The sequence below is a fragment of the Brevibacillus sp. Leaf182 genome, from assembly GCF_001423865.2.
Lineage (GTDB): Bacteria > Bacillota > Bacilli > Brevibacillales > Brevibacillaceae > Brevibacillus > Brevibacillus brevis_C.
Window position 1 is genome coordinate 174,667 of the sequence record NZ_LMPN02000037.1, and the last position, 22,311, is coordinate 196,977.

5 protein-coding genes are annotated in these 22,311 nt (G+C 46.0%); all 5 read right to left on the reverse strand.

Annotation, left to right across the window (positions count from 1 at the left end; genetic code table 11):
• Nucleotides 1-17: 17 nt before the first annotated feature.
• The 5 genes from ASG16_RS28100 to ASG16_RS28120 are packed head-to-tail and all read right to left on the reverse strand — an operon-like array spanning nt 18 to nt 22,276.
• Entirely contained in the window at nt 18-830 is an 813-nt protein-coding gene (locus ASG16_RS28100) for a transglutaminase-like domain-containing protein (RefSeq protein ID WP_056487486.1), read from the reverse strand.
• Nucleotides 823-11,340 carry a non-ribosomal peptide synthetase gene (locus ASG16_RS28105; protein WP_056487489.1) on the reverse strand — a complete coding sequence of 3,506 codons (10,518 nt, stop codon included), beginning with the start codon at nt 11,338-11,340 and terminating at the stop codon, nt 823-825. Before ASG16_RS28105 ends, ASG16_RS28100 begins: the two co-directional genes overlap by 8 nt.
• 7 nt (nt 11,341-11,347) lie before the next feature.
• Complete coding sequence (locus tag ASG16_RS28110; protein ID WP_056487491.1) at nt 11,348-13,990, reverse strand: non-ribosomal peptide synthetase; 2,643 nt, start codon at nt 13,988-13,990, stop codon at nt 11,348-11,350.
• A 28-nt stretch (nt 13,991-14,018) separates the two neighbouring features.
• Nucleotides 14,019-20,618 carry a type I polyketide synthase gene (locus ASG16_RS28115; protein ID WP_056487493.1) on the reverse strand — a complete coding sequence of 2,200 codons (6,600 nt, stop codon included), beginning with the start codon at nt 20,616-20,618 and terminating at the stop codon, nt 14,019-14,021.
• A 56-nt stretch (nt 20,619-20,674) separates the two neighbouring features.
• Nucleotides 20,675-22,276 (reverse strand): beta-sandwich domain-containing protein, encoded by a 1,602-nt coding sequence (locus ASG16_RS28120; RefSeq protein ID WP_056487496.1) that lies wholly within the window; start codon nt 22,274-22,276, stop codon nt 20,675-20,677.
• Nucleotides 22,277-22,311 lie beyond the last annotated feature (35 nt).

The window sequence follows — 22,311 nt, forward strand, 5'->3', positions numbered from 1 at the left end:
TTTTTCGAACCATTGCCTTATCCCTTGAAATGAAGGAAATCATGCTCCAAAAACAATGCTTGCAGTTGATCGTGATTTTCATCGGGGTCTTGCAAATAAAGAGCGATCTCATCGAGTAATTGCAACTCTTCCCAGTCCAGCTCGTCCATCTCTTTTTGGCATAGCGGAGGATAATCCCAGTATCTTAATTCGTTGCCGAGAATGGCATTCAGGTCATAGCAGAGATTATTTCTTATATAGTGCATCCCCCAAGATTTCTTGACCCCAAATAGCTGTGGATTGATTTCTTTGTCACGAGCCATCAACCAGGCATCACCCGCCATCAGGAACTCATCGCCCTGAATATCGATGAGTTCCAAATCGGGGTCTACTCTGATCCATCGTTTCTCGGTATCATCCCACACTTCGCAAATCCAGTGATCGATATATTTTCGGTGATTCTCGGAAAGGTAGCTTGCAAATCCGACGCGGCAACGCACCGGGATCCCTTGGGAGCGAAGCATAGAAATCAGGAGCAAAGAATGGAATCGGCAAGAAATAAGTAATCGCTCACTAGGCAATCGGTCAAACGTAATGCCATCTGCGTTGCGTTCTACCAGAGCCTCAAGCATTTCTGTTACCTGATAAAACTTCTCGTCTTCGTTTTTTGTATAATGCGTAAGCGAATGTCTTACTTTTTTTATCATTGAAGGATGAATCAATTGGCATTTGATGAGGTGGCAAAGTTCTGGCAAGCCTCGGGGCAACTCATGAAAGAGATAGCCGTATTCGCCGGGATCCGTGTAAGGAGTAAATTTCGTATAATATTGCAGCAGTTCGGCTTTATTCACTTTCAGGCGTCCTCCTTCTTTTGGCGTTTCTTTGTTTGATCCGTTCTCTTCCTTGGTTCCGGGCAACCATGGTTTCGTCCTGCTCTTCATCCTGTTGGTCGTGACTGTCTCCTGTCAAATAAGAGGCAAGCGCGTTAATATTCGCGTACTCAAACATGGTGAGAATTGGGATTTCCCTTTCAAATACCTGTTTCAGCTTGGTGTTAATCATTCCGATCTGGATGGAATTCATCCCCATCTCAAAAAAGTTGTCGAGCACGCCTACATGTTCGGTTTCCAAAACCTCTTGAATCACGTTGACAATCTTCTCTTCCGCTAGGTTCCGAGGAGCTACGTATGCTGTCCCGTTGCTTGTGCTGGTTGGCTTCAGCTTCAGGAGAGTTTGCATATCTACTTTCCCATTAGCGGTCAGCGGCAATTGTTCCACGATAATAAAGTGATACGGTATCATGTAATCCGGCAAGGCTTTAGCCAAGCTTGTCCTGATCTCATTCATGAATGTTTCTTGGTCCTGCGGCGCTGTTTCTGGCACGAGATACGCATACAACTGTTTGTCTGCCTCCCCCGCCACCAAAACAACCGCATTTCTCACCGCTTCTATACTTAGCAACCGTGATTCGATTTCTCCTAATTCTATTCTATAACCGCCAATTTTTACCTGCTGATCCTTTCTTCCCAAAAATTCGATCAGCCCATTGCGGTGCAATACTCCATAATCCCCCGTTTTATAGACATATCCGAATTCTGGATGATGAATAAAGGATTGATTGGTCTTTTCCGCATCATGAAGATAACCGTCCGCAACCCCTTTCCCCCCAATGTAAAGTTCACCCGGCACTGCAATCGGGCAAAGCTGCATCCGCGAATTGAGTACATAGAACTGCTGGTTGGCTAACGGTTTTCCATAATAGATGCTCTTCCACTGGGGATCTACCTCGTCGATTGGATAATAAATCGACCAAATGGATGCCTCTGTAGCTCCACCTAGACTGACTACTTTCGCGGAAGGGAACCTTTCATTGATCGTTGTCGGCAATGTAAGCGGAATCCAGTCGCCGCTGAGCATCACAAGACGAAGCTGTCCATCACTATATTCGCTGCCACGGTCCTTTTTCTCCGCTACCACCCGATCCATAATGGCAGGGACAGAATTCCATATCGTTATTTTCTTGTCTGTTAGGGTGTCGGCAAGCTGCGTGATGTTCTTCTGATCTTTCACCAGCACGAGCGTAGCTCCTGCTGCAAATGCTCCAAAAATATCATAGACGGACAAATCAAAGCAGAGGGAAGACACACCTAGAATACGATCGTGGGTCGCAACCTCAAACTTTTGATTGATATCCAGAACGGTATTGGCTGCAGCTTCGTGTCTGATCATGACCCCTTTGGGATTCCCCGTGCTTCCCGATGTGTAAATAACGTATGCCAGGTGCTCCGGCTGTTCGGCGAATGATTGATGGTTCTTTGGATAGCGATCGATCTCGTTCTTCACGTAAAAATCAGGTTCCAACACGAGTTTGCATTGACTGTGTCTCTGAATGTAATCTACACGCTCTAACGGGTAGTCAGGGTCAATAGGCACATAGGCGGCACCGCTTTTTAGGACGCCTAACAGATGTGCAAAGGTGACTATTTCCCGTTTGGCAATAACGCCAATGAGGTCTCCCGCGCCTACGCCGATTTGCTGCAAGTAATTAGCCACTTTGTTTGCTTGCTCGTCAAGGTCTAGGTAAGTGATGCTCTCCTGTGCATCTTCTATCGCCACCGCATAGGGAGTTTGTGCAACCGTTTCTTCAAACAGCCCGTGCAACGTTTTTCTCGGAATAGGAGTGGCAGTATCGTTGTATGTGAAAATTGCTTCTTTGTCGGTCTCGGATACCCAGGCCAACTGTTTTTCGGCTTCATCGTTCAAAATGGCATCGATTCTGGCCAGATACTGTTCAAACATGGTATCGATCACCACAGGATCAAACAATTCACTGATATAGTCCCAGTTGATTACCATGTTTCCATTGATGAGCGCCACCTGATTATCCAGATAGACTTGAGATGTTTGTGTAATTCCGTTTGTTTGGTTCTCCCTTTCGGATGAATTCTCCACAAGACCATCAGCTTGCTGGCCGCTTTCTCCATTTTCAAATAAAGCACTAGTAAAAACGACCGGCATGAGGGCTTTGTTGCTCATTTCTCTTTGCTTACTGATTTCCCGCATCAGATCAATTCCATCAAAATGGCGATGAGCGAGCGCCTCCATCAGCGTTTGCTGAACTTTGCCTGCTTTCTCCCAGAACGAATCGTTCGGATTCAAATGCACGTCAACTACAATCACGGAAGTAAAATCTCCGATGAGTTTGTCCACATCCGGGTGCATCGGGAGTCGATTAAACAACGTCAAATTGAGGCTGAATGCCACTTGATTGCTCCAATTCGCCAGGACCTCGGTATACGCCGTGCACAAAACAGTCGAAGGGGTCAAATTGTGCTTCTGGGCCACTTTCTTTAACTGCTGCCAGCTCTTCTCCGCATATCGTTTTGATTTTCTTTGAAAATACGGATTTTTAACATGCATGGGTTGGACCCGTAACGGAATTTCTGGAGCTAGTGGGAAATCGGGCAGCTTGGCCATCCAGTACTCCTTGTCTTGCGAGTACCACTTGCTGTTTTTTAATTGTTGATAACCGATCATATAATCCCGGAAGGAAATAGACAAATCATCGAGCTTCGCTGCATCGTCCTGATAAAGCTCTTGTATTTCTTTTCCTAAGATCTCCAGACTATAGGCATCCATGATGAGTAAATCAAAACTGAGGCATAAAAGACTCTCTTGCTCAGACAAGCGAAACGCTTTGATTTCAAATAGAGGCCATTGATCCGGACGGAAAATAGCGTGGGACATCCGTTCTCTTTCTTTCTTGATCATCTCGGTTTTTTCAACATTTCCACAAGCCTGCAGATCGTGTATGTCAATGCGGTATTCGGGTACTTCTGCCATAATCTGCTGACGGGCGTCTTCCAAAAAGATCGTCCGAAGCGCGGGATGCCTGCGGATCAAAATATTCAAGCAATGATTGAGTCGATGAATATCGAGCGTCGTTACGACCTCTTGATACGCATGTGTAGAAATTCCGCCTAACTCAAACCTGCTGCTTCTACCCAAATAATAGGCCATTTGGACATTCGTTAAAGGAAACGGTTCATGCATTTGACTAGGGTCAGGTTTCAGTACCGGCAATTCTGATTCCCGCTCTTCCTGAATCGATTCTCGGATAAAACGGGCAATCGCCTCTATGGTTTGTAGTTCGATAAAGTGTTTAAACTGTAAGGAACCAGAGAAACCATTATTAATTTCATACACAAGCTGCATGATTTGGATGGAATTTCCGCCTAATTCAAAAAATCTTTCCCGAACTCCAAAGTTTTCGATTCGCAACACTTTCTGCCAAATTTCATATAGCTTCGCTTCCACCTCGTCACTCGGTCCGACAAGGTCCTTTTGCTCCTCCACTACCCCAGTTACCGACGGCAGCGACTTCCAGTCAATCTTGCCGTTGATCGTAAGTGGAATCTTCTCTATCCTCATGAAGGATTGAGGAATCATATATTCTGGGACAAGTTTACGCAAATACTCGCGGAGTTCATAGCTAGATTCAGCATCAGCAGATGTGAAATGGGCGATAAGCATTTGCTCGTGATGAGCATCTTGTTGTACATGGACAACTGCTTTTTCAATAGCAGGATGGGCATCAAGCAGCTTTTCAATTTCACTCATTTCTATTCGATAGCCCCGTATTTTCACCTGAAAATCTTTTCTTCCCAAATATTCGATCAAGCCGTTCGCCGTCCATCTTGCCATGTCACCAGTACCATAAATTTTTTCGCCTGGCTGAAACGGGTTTTCCGTAAATTTCTCATGGGACAGCTCCGGTTTGTTCTGATAACCCCGCGCTAAACCATGTCCACCGATATACAGCATGCCAGGAACCCCGATTGGCTGCGGCACCATCTCCTGGTTGAGGATATAGACTTGGGTATTCTTGAGCGGTCTGCCGATCGTGATCGGACGATCTTCCATCACTTCCTCAATCGTGGACCAAATCGTCGTTTCTGTAGGGCCATAAAGGTTGTAGACGCGTCCATTTCTCAACAATCTCAGCGCTTGATTTGCCACCGAAAGCGGCAAAGCTTCTCCCCCGATCAGCAAGTAACGCAAGCGACTCAGCTGCTCCGCTAAATCCGGCTCAGCCAGCAACAGTTTTAACCGTGACGGTGTGGTTTGCATCACCGTAATTTCCTCGCTTCTGACTAGGCTGGCTAACGAACGAATATCTCGCTGACTTTCTTCATTGGCAATGACTACATGATGACCGGTTAATAGCGGCAGGATACTTTCCAACCAGAAAATATCGAAAGAAACTGTTGTTAACGATAAAAACCTCTCAGTTTCCCGCAAGGTCAGTACATCCGTGATTCCGTACAGGAAATTCATTAACGCCCGATGCTCGATTAAAATCCCTTTGGGAAAGCCGGTTGTTCCCGAGGTATACATGCAATACGCTACATCCCTGCTGTTATTCTCAATCGGCAGCGAATCAAGAGGGTTCATATGAATTTGTGGATCGCGCATGTCAATAACCTTGCGATCGTCTGTTGTCTCCACAGTTGTATTGGTCAAAATAACTTGCACGTGGCCGTCTTCGAGCATGTAAGCAATTCTGTTATGTGGCAGGCTCGGATCGACAGGCAAATACGCCCCACCCGCTTTGCTAATAGCCAAGAGTCCAACCATCATATCGAACGAACGAGTGGTAATGAGGGCAACCAACTTATTTGGACCGACACCATGCGATTTTAGTGTATAGGCCACTTGATTGGCCCTTCCGTTTAGCTCACGGTACGTCATCGTTTGATTTTGGAACGTTACTGCTGGCTTGTCGGGATACTTTTCAACCATCGTCTCAAAGAGCTGGTGCACCACAAGATGCTCTGGATATTCACCCGATGTCTGATTAAACCCAGCCAACAATAGCTCCAGCTCTTGGGCATCTACCAAATGAATTTGGCTAATTTTTTGCTTTGGCTGGGCGAGCACCTCTTGCATGATCTTTTGGAAATAGCGAATAAAACGGGAGACAGTTTCTTTTGTAAACAAATCAGTAGAATACTCTACAGTAAAAAACAGCTCGCCCTCCCGTTCCTCGCCATCCAATGTCAAATCAAACCGAGATGAGTTTGCTTTAAATGAATACGGCTCTATTTGCACTCCCTCAAACGGGACATGCGCGCTGCTCGCCTGATGACGGGCGTTTTGAAAGGTAAACATCACATCAAACAGAGGATTTCGGCCAAAATCCCGAGAAAGCTCCACCTGGCTGACGAGCTCTTCGAATGGATAATCTTGATGCTCCAGCGCATGGGACATATTCACTTTGAGCTCACTTAGCAGTTCTGCAAAGCTCATTTCTTTGCTTACAGAACTTCTGACTGGCAGCGTCTGAACAAACATGCCCACCACATTTTGGATATCACTGTGGTTCCTGCCCGAAGTAGGAATTCCTACGATTATATCTTCCTGATCGCTCAGCTTTGCCAAAAGAACTTTCCAAGCAGCAAGCAACACCATATAAAGCGTCACTTCATGAGCGGCAGCGATTTTCTTTATTTCTTCTGCCTGATTTTGCGGTATAGAAAACATCTCCATGCTTCCGCGGTAGGTTTTGTATGCTGGACGAGAAAAATCTGTCGGTAAATCGAGCAGCGGAATTTCTCCAGTAAACATGTCTGTCCAATACTTCTGGTCAGCTTGATGGCTGTCAAGTGTTGTCTTTTCCTTTTGCCATTCAGCATAATCCTTGTACTGAATTGATAAGGCAGCCAATCCTGCCGACTGTACATCATTTTGGTAAAGAGCAGTAAACTCTTCGATCAGGATCGCATTGGATGTGCCATCTGTGATGATATGGTGGATATTAAAGACAAGAAGATGACTTTGCTCGCTCTCTTTAAAAATCCCCACCTTCCATGCAGGAGCAACCTCTAAATCAAAGGATTGTATCCACGCTTCGATGTGTGCGTCGTTTATTGGTTCATTGATTTCCCTGTAATCAGGGGTAAATAAGAAAGGTTCATGGATAACCTGTAACAGTTCCCCATCGATTCGTCGGAACGAAGTGCGCAAGCTTTCATGCCTACGAATGAGCTCATTCAAGCTTTTTTCCAATTTTTCGTAGGACAGCGGCCCCTTCACACGCAACGCAATAATATTGTTGTACTGCTTATTCTCAACTTCCATTTGACTGAGAAAATAAAGTCTTTTTTGCCCGGAAGTCAAAGGATATCCCGGTTTTTTCACTGCCTTTTTAATCTGTGAAAAATCCGTTCGGTCTGCCTCGCGAATAAAACGAGCGATGTCTCCAATTGTAGGCTTGTTGAAAAAAGTCGGCAGAGGGAGTTTTACATCCAGTTTTTTATAGAGAAGGGCAATAATCGTAATGGCTTTAAGCGAATCCCCTCCCAGGCTAAAGAAGTCTTCATCACTGCCAATCGATGTAGTTCCCAATACACTACGCCATATGTCCGCTATGCTTTGCTCCAGCTCTGCTTCGGACAGCATTGCACTGCTGATTTTGGCGGGAATCAGTTCTGTTTGGGCAGCTACTGCCGCTTCTTTTTCCAGGATGGATTCTTCGCGAAGCTGATTGCTTTCCTCCATCAAGGCAGGAAGATCAAGGACAGAGACGATGGCCCGAGTGAATTGGTTTTCCAGAATATATTGCAGCACTTCTACACCGTTTTGCGGTGTAATCGCTTCTTCCTCAAACTGCTGCTCGTTGACTTGTCTGTTCATGCCGCGATTTTTTTCCATGGCCGTGACAGACATCCCTACTTGCGCCCAATCGTTCCAGTTGATGGACGCCGTAAAGCCAGGTCGATTCTGCAAGCGATAAGCGACGAACGCATCCAAAAATTCATTTGCTGCGTTATATCCCACTTGGCCGAATTTGCGTCCGTAAATGTAGTTGCCGATCGACGAGAACAATAGAAAGAAATCGAGCGTTCGCCCCATAAAAAGCGTATCCAGTACGATGGTTCCCTGTACCTTGGGTCGTAGGATTGGGTCCGTCATTTCTTTTGTTCTTCTTTGAATGACGCCTGCATAATCCGGGACTCCCGCTGTGTGCAAGATACCAGTAATTGGCCCAAACTGCGCTTCCGCTTCGTGAATGACTTTTTGCATGGACGAGTAATCAGAGATGTCCACGCTGTATACGTTGATCATTGCCCCTGCCTGTTCCAATGACAGGATCGTGCGAATGGTGTTTGATAGCCTATGATCAGGTTTTTCCTTCAGCCATTGCTCCCATTCCTGTCTAGGAGGAAAAGGGGAACGTCCCAATAAAACCAGCCGTGCCTTATACTGTCTGGCCAAATACTCTGCCATGGCAAAGCCCATCCCTCCTAATCCGCCTGTGATCAAGCAGACAAGGTTGTCCTTCAGGAGTGCCAGCTTTCCGGGTTGTTTCACTAGGACAGGCTCTCGAACCGATTCAATCCACCTGCTTTTGCCACGATAAGCCACTTGCTTGTGCGGAAAATCAAAATGAAATTCCCGAATCAATTTTGAAGCCATGTAACTATTTTTCAAGTTGTTTCCTTCTGAAAGCTCGATATCGACAGTGCAAACCTTGCTACCAGGGTACTCGTAAGGAATGATTTTACTTGCCCCCAGCAATACCGCCTTCATCGGGCATATCTGTTCTTCTTGGGTAACGGAATACAACCCGTTTGTCACGATTTGTAACCGAGTATCTTTGTTGCCGGCCTTGCTTCCTATGTATTGGGCAATCTGTAAGAGGTTGTAGAGAAACAACTGCTGACTGGAGTCAACGACTGCCAACTCTGGCTCGATAGGAGGAGTCACCGCCCAAAGATAGCAGATGCACTCCGGTACTACCTCTAGATTTTCCAACAAGCGGTCTAATTCTTTCGGATTTTGCGGATTTACCATGTAATGGTCCGTCGCTACTTTTTGGAAATGCTCCGCTTGATCGACAAGGATATACCGAACGTCATGTTCTCTTAACTCGTTGGACAACGCTTCTCCCAAACCTGTCTTATCATTGAAAATAAGCCAGGTCGCGCCATGAGAATAGGTTCCCTCCGCATAGCTTGGCAGATGGGAGCTCTCCCAAGCAGGTACATAAAACCACTTGCGGATGTCTTCCCTTCTTTTGGCCGTATTGCTCTCGCTGTTCAGATGACGACTGGTGAACTGCTCAAATTGGAACAGGTCTCTCTCTACCGGGAATTCCTGGGGTTCAAATGAATAGGTGGGCAAGGAGACGCGATTTCGCTGCTCGTGTTTATAAAATTCATTCCAATCTATTTCGTTGCCATACAGCCACATGGTCCCTAAGGCATTCAGGATGGTATACGAATTCATCTTCTCCAGCCAAATATGTATCGTATCGGTTTCCATTTGCTTACTGCTCGTCTGCTCATCTTTGGTTGAACCAAAGTACATATAAATGGCTTCTGGATTGGAAATGTCACGATTGTTCTCCGAGTGGACAAAGGTGTCAAGCGCCGGTTTATCTACCAGTGCGAAGATAGCCTCTTCGAAGGAAAGACCGCCGGTCAAGCAATCGACCAGCAGTTTGCCCTTTCCGTATCCAAACGTGCCCTCCGGCTTGATGCCCCATTCTCTGAACAACATCGTAATGGCATAGTAGAGAATAAAGCGCACAACGTCGCCATACTTTTCCTCACGCAGGTGCTCCGTTGTTAGCGTATCCGCTCGTCCTGATGCTTGCCGATTAAGGAGGAGCAGCGCTTGCTCTATGATTCGTTTGACCGTAGGCTCTTCTTGATACAATTGGATGATTTCTGCAAATTCACTATCTCCCCAGTTGTCATCGGAAAAATCAGGGTACACGAAAATGACAGGAAGATTCTGCTTTGCTAGACCCGCCTTACAATTGCCCGCTGAAAAGCGGACCGGTTCCGCTACTGTCGGGTTGCAAAGTGCTACATCTCGAAACGGAAAATGCTTACGTCCCACCTGTAGCGAATAGGCAATATCTTCAAGACGCACACCCGGATTTGCATGCATATAGTCCTCAACATTTTGCTTATATCGCTCCAGGGCTTGTTCTGTTTTTGCAGAGAGCAGAATCAGTTGCCATTTTCGCCCAGTAGTTGATTCTGGCGAGGCTGGGGCTTCCTCGATAATCACATGAGCATTTGTCCCCCCGATTCCAAAAGCGCTGATCCCCGCCCGGATAGGCTCGTGCGATTTCTTCCATTCTGTCAGCTTATCGTTGATGTAAAACCCCTTTTCAATCACGTTTAAATGAGGATTCGGGGTTTGAAAATGCAGGGAAGGCGGAAGCATGCGATGCTTGATGGACAGCACTGTTTTGATGAAGGAAGCGATTCCGGCTGCGCTATCCAAATGTCCAATGTTTGCCTTTACCGAGCCAAGTGCGCACGAATGCTTCTGAGAAGGTTGATAGGCGAGCTCCAGGGCTTCGAGCTCAATGGGATCGCCAAGCGGTGTCCCTGTACCATGGCATTCAATGTAATCAACGCTCTCTGGCGTCACTTCCGCAACTTTGAGAGCGGTTCGGATTACTTCCGCTTGTCCGAGGGTGCTCGGCGCTGTAAACCCGCTTTTTTGCATACCATCATTGTTGATAGCGGAGCCTTTGATCACTGCATATATCTGATCACGATCGTCTATGGCATCTTGCAATCTCTTTAATACGACAACTCCTGCTCCATCTCCGCCAACAATACCCTTTCCGTTCGCATCAAACGCCTTGCATTTGCCGTCTGGAGATAAGATCATCCCTTCCTGATAAACATACCCGCTTTTTCCAGGCAGAGTGACAGTAACCCCGCCAGCCAAAGCCATATCGCATTCTCCGTTCAGGAGTGATTGAGCCGCCATATGAACAGCAACTAGCGAAGTCGAGCAAGCGGTATAAATCGTCAAGGCAGGTCCTTTGAGATTTAATTTGTGAGCGATCCGCAAGCTCAAATAGTCTTTATCCACGAGCTGGGTGGCTGCCCAGTGGCCGATAGCTTCACTTTTTCCTGACAGGCTCATAAGTCCTTCCCACATATGGTTCGGGGAAGCTCCTGCGAATAGACCAATCAGCTTTTGGTCAACCTCGGCAGCATAGCCGGCATCCTCCAGTGCTTCCCAGATGCACTCATGAAAGACTTTCATTTGCGGGTCCATGAGCTCCGCTTCCAGTGGCGTATAATCAAAAAAATGGGCATCGAAGCGATTCCCGCTCTCCAGATACCCCTTTGCCTTGACGTATTCTTCACTATTGATTGCTTTCGGATCTATACCAGCCTCGATTAGCTCGGCTTCCGAAAATGTTTGGATGGAATGAACCCCATTTTTCAAGTTTTCCCAGTACGCCGCAATCGTGTTCGCTCCTGGAAATCTACCCGACAGGCCGATTACTGCAATTTCCAAACCATTGTATTGGTGTCCCATATCATCCCTACTTTTTTAACAGACGTAATTTTTGCAATCTCGTTCTTTTCCCTTCTTCGATAGAATCGAGTCGGGCGTCGACTTGCAACTTCTGGACTGTGACCTCAGCTTCCAATACCTTTGCTAGCATGCTGACAGTGGGGTAAGTAAACAGCGTGACGACTGATATCTCTTGCCCTAACTGATCAGTCAATTCCTTGCTGATTTTAATCACATCAAAAGAAGTTCCACCTAAATCAAAGATCGTAGAATGAATGCCGATTGGATCGGTTCTGAGAACCTTGCTCCACACCTCGGCTATCTTTTTTTCCATATCCGTGTTCGGTTGAACGAATTCATGCTTTCCGCTCTGCTTGAATTCCATTTGGCGGAGTTGGGTATCATCCACTTTTCCATTAATCGTTAACGGTATGCTTTCGAGCTGAAGGATGAAGGACGGAATCATATAATCGGCGACCCGCGTTTGCAGATATTGTCTGATTTCCACCGGATCGAAGCGGTTTTCCTTCTTCTCTTTCATTACCACATAGGCACAAAGAATTTTGATATCTTCTTCGATTTCCCGCGCCATCACCACTGCCTCTTGAATAGCCTCCATGGTTAAAAGATGAGAACGCACTTCATCCAGTTCAATCCGAAATCCGCGGATTTTTACCTGTTTGTCACGGCGCCCGATGTATTCTACTTCCCCATTGGGCAAATACCTGCCCAGATCGCCGGAGCAATAGAGGCGTTCCATCCGGTCTCCAATCTGGCGAAGCTGAAACCGTTCATCTGTCAATTCAGGTTTGTTTAAATAGCCACGAGCGACTCCTTCGCCGCCAATCCACATTTCCCCGACGACTCCGATTGGCACCGTTTCGCCTTGTCGGTTACATACATACAATTGGACAGTAGAAAAAGGGACGCCGATCAGCTTTTTGTTCTCTTGAATCTGTTGTGAGGTCACTTCTTTATAGGTCGTATGGACGGTTGTTTCCGTGATGCCGTACATATTGATCAGTTTGGTTTCGGGATATTTGTCATGCCAGGCAGCAAGCTTCGCAGGCAGCAGAGCCTCCCCGCCAAAAATGACATACCGCAAGCAGAGTCCTTTGTCAGGCGTTTTCAGCTCTTCCTCGATAAACTGGTAAAAGGAAGAGGGAGTCTGGTTCCAAATCGTAACCTTTTCTTCTCTTAATCGCTGTACCAATTGCCGGTAATCTCTTTTTTGCAAATGGGGGAGCACCACCAACTTGCCTCCATGAAGCAATGCCCCGAAAATCTCCCAAACAGAAAAATCGAAGCCGAACGAGTGAAACAGCACCCAAGTATCGTGACAGGTAAAATCAAACCTGTTATTTTCATGGAAAAACAAACGAACCACATTTCTGTGCTCAATCATGACTCCTTTGGGGTTACCTGTTGTTCCGGAAGTATAAATAATGTAGGCCAGATGATTCGGATCATGAACGGGCTCAAGATTGGTATCGGGATAAAGAAGCAGCTTGTTATCGTCGACAAACATCACTTCACCGCTAAAATGGCTGACGAGCTCCTGTGATGTTTGTGTGAGGATATGTGCAGCCTGGCTGTCTTTTAACATATATTCCATTCTGTGTGCTGGAAGGTCCGGGTCGATCGGCAAGTACGCGCCCCCCGCTTTTCCTATGGCTAAGATGCCTATGAGCATTTCTATAGAAGGCGGCATGAGAAGAGCAACGATCGATTCCGTGGTTACTCCTCGCTCCCGTAAATAATGGGCCAATTGATTCGCTTTTTGATTCAATTGTTCATAAGACAACTGCTCTTTTTCAAAAACAACTGCTGTATGGTTCGGATAGGTTCTGACACATTCCTCAAAAAGAGACGGGATGGTCGCCTTTTCCGGAAAACGGGCAACCGTCTCATTGATCTGCGTGAGTATCTCCCAATCTCTCTTTGTGAGGATGGTGAGCTCTTTCAGAGGTGCTCTCGGATTATTAATCGAATTTTCCAACAAAACTAATAAGTGCTCCATCAGAACCTCGACCATCTCTTTATGGTAGAGCGAGGCATTGTAATGAATGCGAGCACTGAGTTCTTCCAGCTTCCTGTCAAACACCAGGACAAGATTGGAAGACGCCCTGGCGAGATATTGCGGATCTTGAATGTTTTCTAAAATAACGGAGACGTCCAGAAAGTCCAAATCTTGATTGCCGTTTTTCAGGATTAACTCGATTGGATAGTTTTGATGTTCGATCGCTTCTGAAACGATTTGTTTGACTTGGCTGATCACGTCAATCAGACTCATTTCATTGGTGACCGTTATCCGAATCGGAAGTATAGTATTGATAAATTCCTCCTCCGCTTGTTGTCGGTAGATGCTTGTGCCCAACACAATATCTGTTTGTCCCGTATGCTTCATTAGCAATATGGCTGTATACGCCAGCAGCAATACATGCAATCTAGCATCGGAATGGTTGCTTATTTTTACCAGTCGATTGGCATAATCACCTGGGAGGGAATAGTCTATCGATTCCATACGAGACTCTGGCCCTTGAGCGTCTTTTTTGCCGTCAAAAAAGCAGCTCTTCTCTACCGTGCCTGCCATCTTTTCCTGCCAATACTCATACTCTTTTTTATATACGTCATTTAAATATGACACGTTCGTATAGAAATTACCTCCCATACGCTACCACCCCTATGCTTTCGATTGCTTAAAAAACGAAATCGTTTCCATCTTGCAGCAGTGCTTCTGCCCTTGCTTTCACAAGACCTGCATCCAGTATGATGTCTTTTACCAACATGTCCGGATTTTCGACCACTTGCTTGGCAATGTCCAGAAAATGGCCGGTCATTGTTTTTATCGTTTTTCGGGTAAACAAATCTGTTGAATATTCCATACGCAATTCGATTCTATGATCATAATCGTACACCCAAAGGGTCAAATCGAATTTCGATGAAGGATTACGGAAAGGATAACGCTTGAGTCGGACTTGATTCATGGTAATTTCGGCTGGCTTGAAATCTGGCAGCACGAGCATGACGGTGAACAATGGATGGGTACTTAACTGATGAGTCAGCCCCAATTTTTCCACCAAAATTTCAAACTGCACATCCTGATTCTCAAAGAGTTGCAGGCTTTTCTCTTTTACTTCCACCAGATAATCCTGAAAGCTGGCGCTTGTCTCAAGCCGGGAATAGAAAGGCAGCACATTGGCAAACATACCAACCATTTGTGCCAGATCAACGTGATTTCTTCCGGCGAGGCTCGCTCCAATAATCATCTCTTCTTGCCCTGTATATTTCTGCAGTAATACGTTGAAGATAGCCAGCATGTTCATAAACAAAGTTGTCGTGTTTCGCTTCATGCCCGCTTTCAGCTTCGCAGTTAACTCTTCTTCCAAATAGAACGAATAAATATCGCCGCGATAGCTTAGCACAGACGGTCGTGGAAAATCGGTTGGAAGCAATGCCTCCTGCGCTTTACCAGATAATTGCTGGAGCCAGTACTCTGTTTGTCTGTCATATTCCCCTCGTCTAATCATTTCATTTTGCCACGCAACAAAATCGACATAATTCAACGTGACGCCTTGCAGCTCCTTGGACTCACCATTATAGAACTGGATCAACTCGTTCTGCAAAATCGAAACGGAGATATTATCCGCGACAATATGGTGGATATCAAATAGCCATATATATTTTTGTGTTTTGTACTGGATCACTTTTACACGCATTAAAGGAGGGTGCCGCAAGTCAAAAGGCTGCATAAATTGTTCAACCGCTTTTTGTAATTCCCCTTCCCCCATAACTACGTACTCCACTTGCAATTCGACCTTGTCTGCAATGATCTGTACAATTTCGCCATCTATGACGTCAAAGCCTGTCCGTAAAATGGCGTGCCTCTGAATGACCTGCTCAAAGGCGTATTGCAATTTGCCAAGATCGAAATCTCCTTCCATGTAGGTAATTTCCGGAATGTTGTAAGCGATGTTATCTGGTTGAACCTGCTGCTGGAAAAACAGCCTTTTTTGCGCAGAAGACAAGGGATAGTATGCTTGCGGAGCAGTTTTCTTGATCCCCGTATATTCCTGTGCGATATGATACGTATCCATCATGTATCGCGCCAGCTTCTCCACTGTGGTTGAATGAAAAAATACCGTGATCGGGATTTTTATGTTGCTTGCTTGGTACAGTCGCTCGGCCACCGTCAATACCTTTAGCGAGTCTCCCCCAAGCTCAAAAAAGTCAGCGTCACCGGAAATATGTTCATGGCCCAACACAGCCTGCCAAATACTTGTGATGATCCGTTCCACTTCTTCTAGCGATAGGCTCAGTTTGTTGGCAACAGTCTTGTCGAACGCAGAAGACAAGCTGCTGCTTTCATCAAATGCGGTGACTTTCTCCTGTTTGTATGCTTCGAGGCGTTTCGGCAAATCTACTGTTGATACGATGAGTTGGTGATACCCAGTAGCGAGTGCAGTATGAAAAAGCATGAGTCCTTCTTCTGGAGTCAGAGACGTGACCGAATTTGATAGCGATTCTTCTTCCGAGCGGTCAGGGACTGCCTTAACCATCGGCAGGCCCAGGCTGTCTGTCTGATGATCCGAGGTGACTGCTGCAACCTGGTAGCCCTCTATTTCAATGATACCCCTCCCCTGTTCATCCATAATCGTCAGATCAAACTCCACGATTTTGTTGGTCGGCTGAGTCGCTGACTGGCAACGAATATGACTGTACACTTTTTCCGGAACTTTTCCGTGGATAATGATGCTCTTGAACGAAAACGGTACGTATTCGCCGTCGCTCGTTTTGGCATGATCCATATGAACCAAAGCAACGTCGATGATAGCCGGATGGAAATGATACGAAACTACATCCCCCACAAACTCTTGTGGCAGCTCGATAAGAGACAGTCCTTGCTGTGAAGTGAATTTCCCCCAACAATAGCTGTTCCAGCGTGGCCCGTACGTCAATTTACTTTCCCGCAGGTTATTGTAATCGTTTTTGCCATAATTGTTTTGATCGCAGGCATCGCTGATGGCCGTGAGTTGATAATCACGTGGATGGATGCGCCCTACGCCAATATGACCGCGTGCATGTGTGATCCAGTTAGCGTTTTGTGTGCCCGAATCACTTTCGATCGTAAACTGATAACCGTTATTTTCTCGTACCAATACGGTTCGGACATAAATATCGGCGCCGTCTTGCAATACAAGTGGCGTCAAAAAATACACATCTTGGATGTGCATGGAAGTTTCTAAGTTGGGGTTCAAAGCTTCATAGGCGGCGCATGCCATTTCCACATAACAAGTCCCTGGGAGCACGGCTTTGTCTCCTACCCGATGTTCATCCAAAACCCAGTCTTTGCTCGACTGAAAATGAGAAACGAAAGTCGTACGCCCCGTATTTTCTTTCACGAAATACTGGAAGAATGGGTGCTCCATCTCCTTATACGAAATTCCAGGAAGCACAGAGCTGTCTGGACGAAATGATGCTGAAAGGCTCGCCATTCCGGTATCTTCCCACGTATCCCAATTAATTGTTTGTGTGAAGAAACCCTTTTTAGTATTCGCCCCGGAAAAAGCATCCAGAAAGGCATTAGCTGCACTGTACGCGACCTGTGCTGTCGGAGCGAGTACCGAGCTCAATGAAGAAAAGAGCAAAAGGAAGTCGATAGGCAGTGTCAACTGTTCAATCACTTTTTGCAAGACCGCGGTTCCATAAACCTTTGTCGCAAACACGGATTCGCACATCTCTCTGGTTCTTCTCTGAATGACGGCTCCATCGGGAACACCAGCTATATGGATAATACCGTTGATCGCCTTGTTTTTCTCCAGAATGTGGTTAAGAATCTGCGAGATTTGCCTTTCATCCGTTATGTCTGCTTGATACAGGTGGACTTTCTTGGCCGAAGCCTTCAGCTCCCGCAGGACTGAAATTTTTTTGCTTACAGGGTCCTCTTCTCCATGAAGTTCATACCAGTTATCCCACTCTGTTTCAGGCAAAAATTGCGAGCGATTGATCAAAATCAGCGTCGCTTGATATTTTTGGGCCAAAAATTTTGCTACATGTAGTCCAATTGCTCCCAGGCCCCCGGTAATAACATAGACTCCACCCGGCTTGAGCCGTTGAGAAGTCGTAGTAACAGATGTCGGCAGATGAATTTGCTTGTACGCAGGCTCCCAGATGTACGCATGTCGAATGGCAATCAGATCATTTCCGCTCTCTTGATTGTCCACCTGCTGCAGTAACATTCGGATTACATGCTGATTTTTGCGGCGGTCGGCATCGATCAATCTGCAAACGATATGATCATATTCTTTGGGGATGACGCGAACTGGACCTAACAGTGTAGCTTTAGCTGGAACGACAGTCTCATCTCCGATGACTTCAAAAACTTCGCTAGCCACGATGTCGATGGCAATCGTTTGCTGTAGCTGAAGCTGTCCAATTGCTCGGGCTAGGTTTAATAACGTGTGGTAGCCTAACCGATTCCATTCTTGCGCTTCCCATTGTCGATTGGGAGCGTCATCCTCATGCTGGAAGCACCAGAAATGAACGATCTTCAGAGGCCTGTCCTCTGGAATAGGCAGCTTCTTTAAGAGTTTGACCAGATCGTCTTGACTATCAGGGTTTACCGTATAGGTCTCTCCCCCTTGGTGTGTAAATACTTCTCCCATTTCGATACTGACGACTGTATGGCCTGATTTTTTAATTTGTTCGATCCAATCGATTACTTCGGGATCTTGTGTAGCGAAAACAACAAATAAACAAGGAGGGAGCTCCTTTGCTGTCTCCTTGTAATCTGAACGTGTCCATGATGGAATGTACAGCCAATCTTCGGGTTTCTTCTTGACAATCTCGCTATCGTCTTGGTCCTTCAACAGATTTGTCAGTTTTCTGAGTTGCTGGGCTTCTACCCCATATTTTTTCCGCGTAAAAGGATAGGTCGGCAGAGAAATGCGAGAATTTCTTTGATGCTTGTTCATCTCTTCCCATTTTATTGCGCAGCCATTTGACCACAACTGACCAATCGATTCGAGAAGCTGCTGCTCGAACCCGGAATTTCCTTGCAAAAGTGAAAGAGAATTAGACTGGCTTTCGTTTTCGACTGCTGCCCCATCTGTCCCAAAAAGAAGCTTTTGGGCTTTGGCGCCCGTTTCCTGCCATGCTACAAGTGAGCCTTGTCGGTTAACACTCTCTCCTAAACGGTTCACCCAGTAGTCTGGCAGGATCACTTCGTGGGAAATCGTTTTCCCCGTATCGTAAGACATCACAGGTATGGAAGGCTGAGAGAGGTGTGTGAAGTGAAATGCTTCAAACAGCTCCGCCTGGAGTGCCTCCAGCAAAAACAGATCGTCTTCATTCCCGCTCAGTTCTTCCAGGAGCTGTCCTCTTTTTTCTACCAACATCAATGCATCTTCTAGCGAAAAAACATCGGCGAGACAACTTGCGACATACTCTCCGACTCCCACTCCCATAACAACTGTTGGTTGTACTCCGATTCGGCTCAACCATTTGGATAATGCCAGTTGGAAGAGAAAGGGCAGAATCTGCTCGTGTTGAACCTGACTATTCACATCGAACAGAGTCGTTTTTGTGATTCCCAGTATCTCGCATGTTTGAAGCAAGAGTGCTTCAAAATCTTCGTGGCAATACGTGTTACGTAAACCCGCTTGATAAAGAGTAGCTGCTCTTTTGGGATCTATTTCGGAAAATACAAAATATGTTTGCAGGACTGCCTTCTTCGTTTCCGTGCCAATGGCTTGCATACTTTTCGAGCGCAGTGCAACGCATGCATCTTGAATAGTTGCGCAAGCCACATGCCGGCGATAGGAAAAATGAGCCCGTCCCATTTGCAAGGTATACGCGATAGCGGAAAGGTCTGCACCTGGATTTCCTTTTGCATATTTGACAAAGTCGTCAATCGCGTGATCCAGCTCTTCTTCTGTCTTTGCGGAGAATACCAAAAGCTTGCTCTGGTCTGCTTCTTGCTGAACGCTCCGTGGGGATGGTGCTTCTTCCAACACAACATGGGCATTCGTTCCACCCACTCCAAAAGAACTGACACCCGCTCGTAGAGGTCCCGTTGAATTAACCCATTCGGTTGCTTGGTCTACCAGATAAAAAGGGGTATTTTCCAGCTCAAGATTTTGATTCGGCTTGGAAAAGTGCAAGGTAGGCAGCAAACACTTGTTGTCAATCGCCAATACTGTCTTGATCAACCCGGCAATCCCGGCTGCGCTGTCAAGGTGACCGATATTCGTTTTGACTGAGCCAAGCCCACAGTAATTTTTTCTGCCCGTTTGAAAAGCTTTGGTCAGTGCTTTGACTTCAATCGGATCACCTAACGCTGTCCCGGTTCCGTGTGCCTCGATGTAACTGATCGTGGTCGGATCCACGGCGGCCACACGATGAGCAGCCCGAACGACTTCTACTTGTCCGTCTACGCTTGGAGCGGTGTATCCGACTTTGCGATTGCCATCGTTATTGATTGCAGTCCCTTTAATGACCGCATAAATATGGTCCTTATCGCGCAAGGCATCTTCCAAGCGCTTTAAAATCACCAATCCGATTCCATTGCCCACTACTGTTCCCGTGGAGTTGGCATCAAAAGCCCGACAATGACCGTCTGATGACAAAATCATCCCATCCTGATAGATGTATCCATATTTGCTGGGGGTAGTGATGGATACTCCGCCTGCTACTGCGAGGTCGCATTCACCACTGACCACCCCTTGACAAGCTACATGAACAGCAACCAATGACGTGGAACACGCAGTAAACAAGGTATAGCTGGGTCCGGTCAAATGCAGTTTATAGGATACTCTTGTGCTCATTAAATCTTTGTCATTCAAGTGGGCGATTTCAAACTCCTCGGCTCCGTTGTGAGAGCCTGCGGATATCGATAACGCCTCCCAGCGAAAGTGGGGACGCCCCCCCACATATACACCAATCGAGTCATTTGTCACTCCTGGAGGATAACCCGCATCCTCGAGTGCTTTCCATGTATGCTCATGCAACAATCGGGTCTGTGGGTCCATATATTGCGCTTCATTTGGCGTATATCCGAAAAAGTTATGATCGAAATAATCACTCTCGTCAAGATATCCTTTTGCTTTCACGAAGTCCTTCCTTTTGTACACTTCTGCTAGAACTCCGGCCTCTTCTAATTCTTTATTTGAAAAAAAAGAGATACTCTCTACGCCATTCTTGACGTTTTGAAAAAACTGCTCAAGGTCTTTGGCCCCCGGAAAAGCACCCGACATTCCAATGATGGCGACCTCTAACCCTGTTCGTGTGTCCTCATTCATGGTTACCCTCCTTTTCTCTTGGTTTCCTATCTAAGCAGCAGCTTTTCCGGGCATGCTTATTCCTCTGCCATCATGGTCATGGCAAAGATATGTATATTTGGACAATCGGGCAACTTTATACGCAATATTTTTTTTCGCTGATTCAGTTCGTATTTTTGTACCAACAGCCTCACGGGGAACTCCAAAATTTTGACCTCTCCCTCTTTACGCTGCGCGCCTTTTCCTACCCATGCTGTTGTTTCACCGAATATCGGCTCCAAATACCAATCGGTAAATTGGATTGGAATGTAGCTAACTTCGTTGTCTTCATACAAGATCTCAATTCTCTCCGCGTAACTTCCGCACTCTGAACATCCTAAGAGCATGATGCTCGAATAATAGCCTTCAGGAACCTTCATGTCTTGCCCAGCACAAGAGATATTATCGTTTATATTCTCGCCAAACGCAGAAAGAGAAAATTTCATCCCTTCTACGTCCCATATCGTCTGATCCGGCAGTTGATCGATCAAAAAATACTCGCCCATCAGAGTCAAATCTGCTCTACAAGCAGGGGAAACCAACTGACTGAACCCTTTATTATTGCAATAATCCGAGATATCCATGTATTTCATCTTTCTGTGCTCAGTAGCCGTTTTCCCATGCTCTGCTTTTTCATCTACCTGATAATTCTGTGGTCTTTCTTCACAAATGGATCGGAGCTTTACGGCAATCGTTTCTTCCAGTTCTGCTACCATTCGTATTTTACTAGCAGCTCGCTGTATTAATTGGCTGTCACTCGATTGATAATATGCTTTGGTAATCATCGATAAGATAGTGCTCCACTGTGCCGCAGCATATGCTAGATCATTGATCAATGGAGCTAAGTCATCTACCTGGTACTTTGTTTTCACATATTGCAATGCGGTTGAAAAATGTTTTCTGCCGTTACTAATCGAGTACAATACGGTTAACAAAGGAGACATCCATACCTCCTTTGATCCGTTAAACTCGTCCTCGACAGTAGGCAAGTGCTCCAAAACTTCGGCAAAACTTCTCATCATATCAAATGAATTCGTTTCCTGATTCTGAAAGAGTGTCCGGCTCAATGCTTGTATGATGAGTTGTTTCCATTCAACGCCTTCGATAGGATTTGGAAGTTTTCGGAATAACGCAATCCCTCTGTATTCATGCTTAAAACAATGCTCGATCGGAATCGTTACATTTTTCTTTTCATAAAAGCAATCTACTAGCGTATAGCAATGATTCTCCGGGTCCACCCCTACGATTAAACCGGTATGAATGGAATGGTATTTCTGATAACCATGACTCCACTGACAATAATAGGAATCCAAATCAAAGGCAACCGGCCTAGATTCTTTCAGCTCGCTTTCCACAATAGCGACTGTATCCTGCAAGGACTTATTCCCCATAACAATGATTTCGATGCCATGAACTTGCTTCAACAAAGTCAGCATGTCTCCAATGCCTGACGTAATGCTCTGGTATAGCTTCCCTGAATTTTTCCATTGTGATAAGTCGAATGTAAACCCCCACGATTCTAAAAACATAAGTTCATAGTCACGCTTCCACCAAGAAGCGACTGTAACGATGGTGTCCTCTTTGCAATTTCTCGATTCATGATGAAGGGGGGTAATGTCTAGGTCTAAGATTGCGTTCACAATTGATCACCTTTTTTAGTTTATGGGGAACTGTC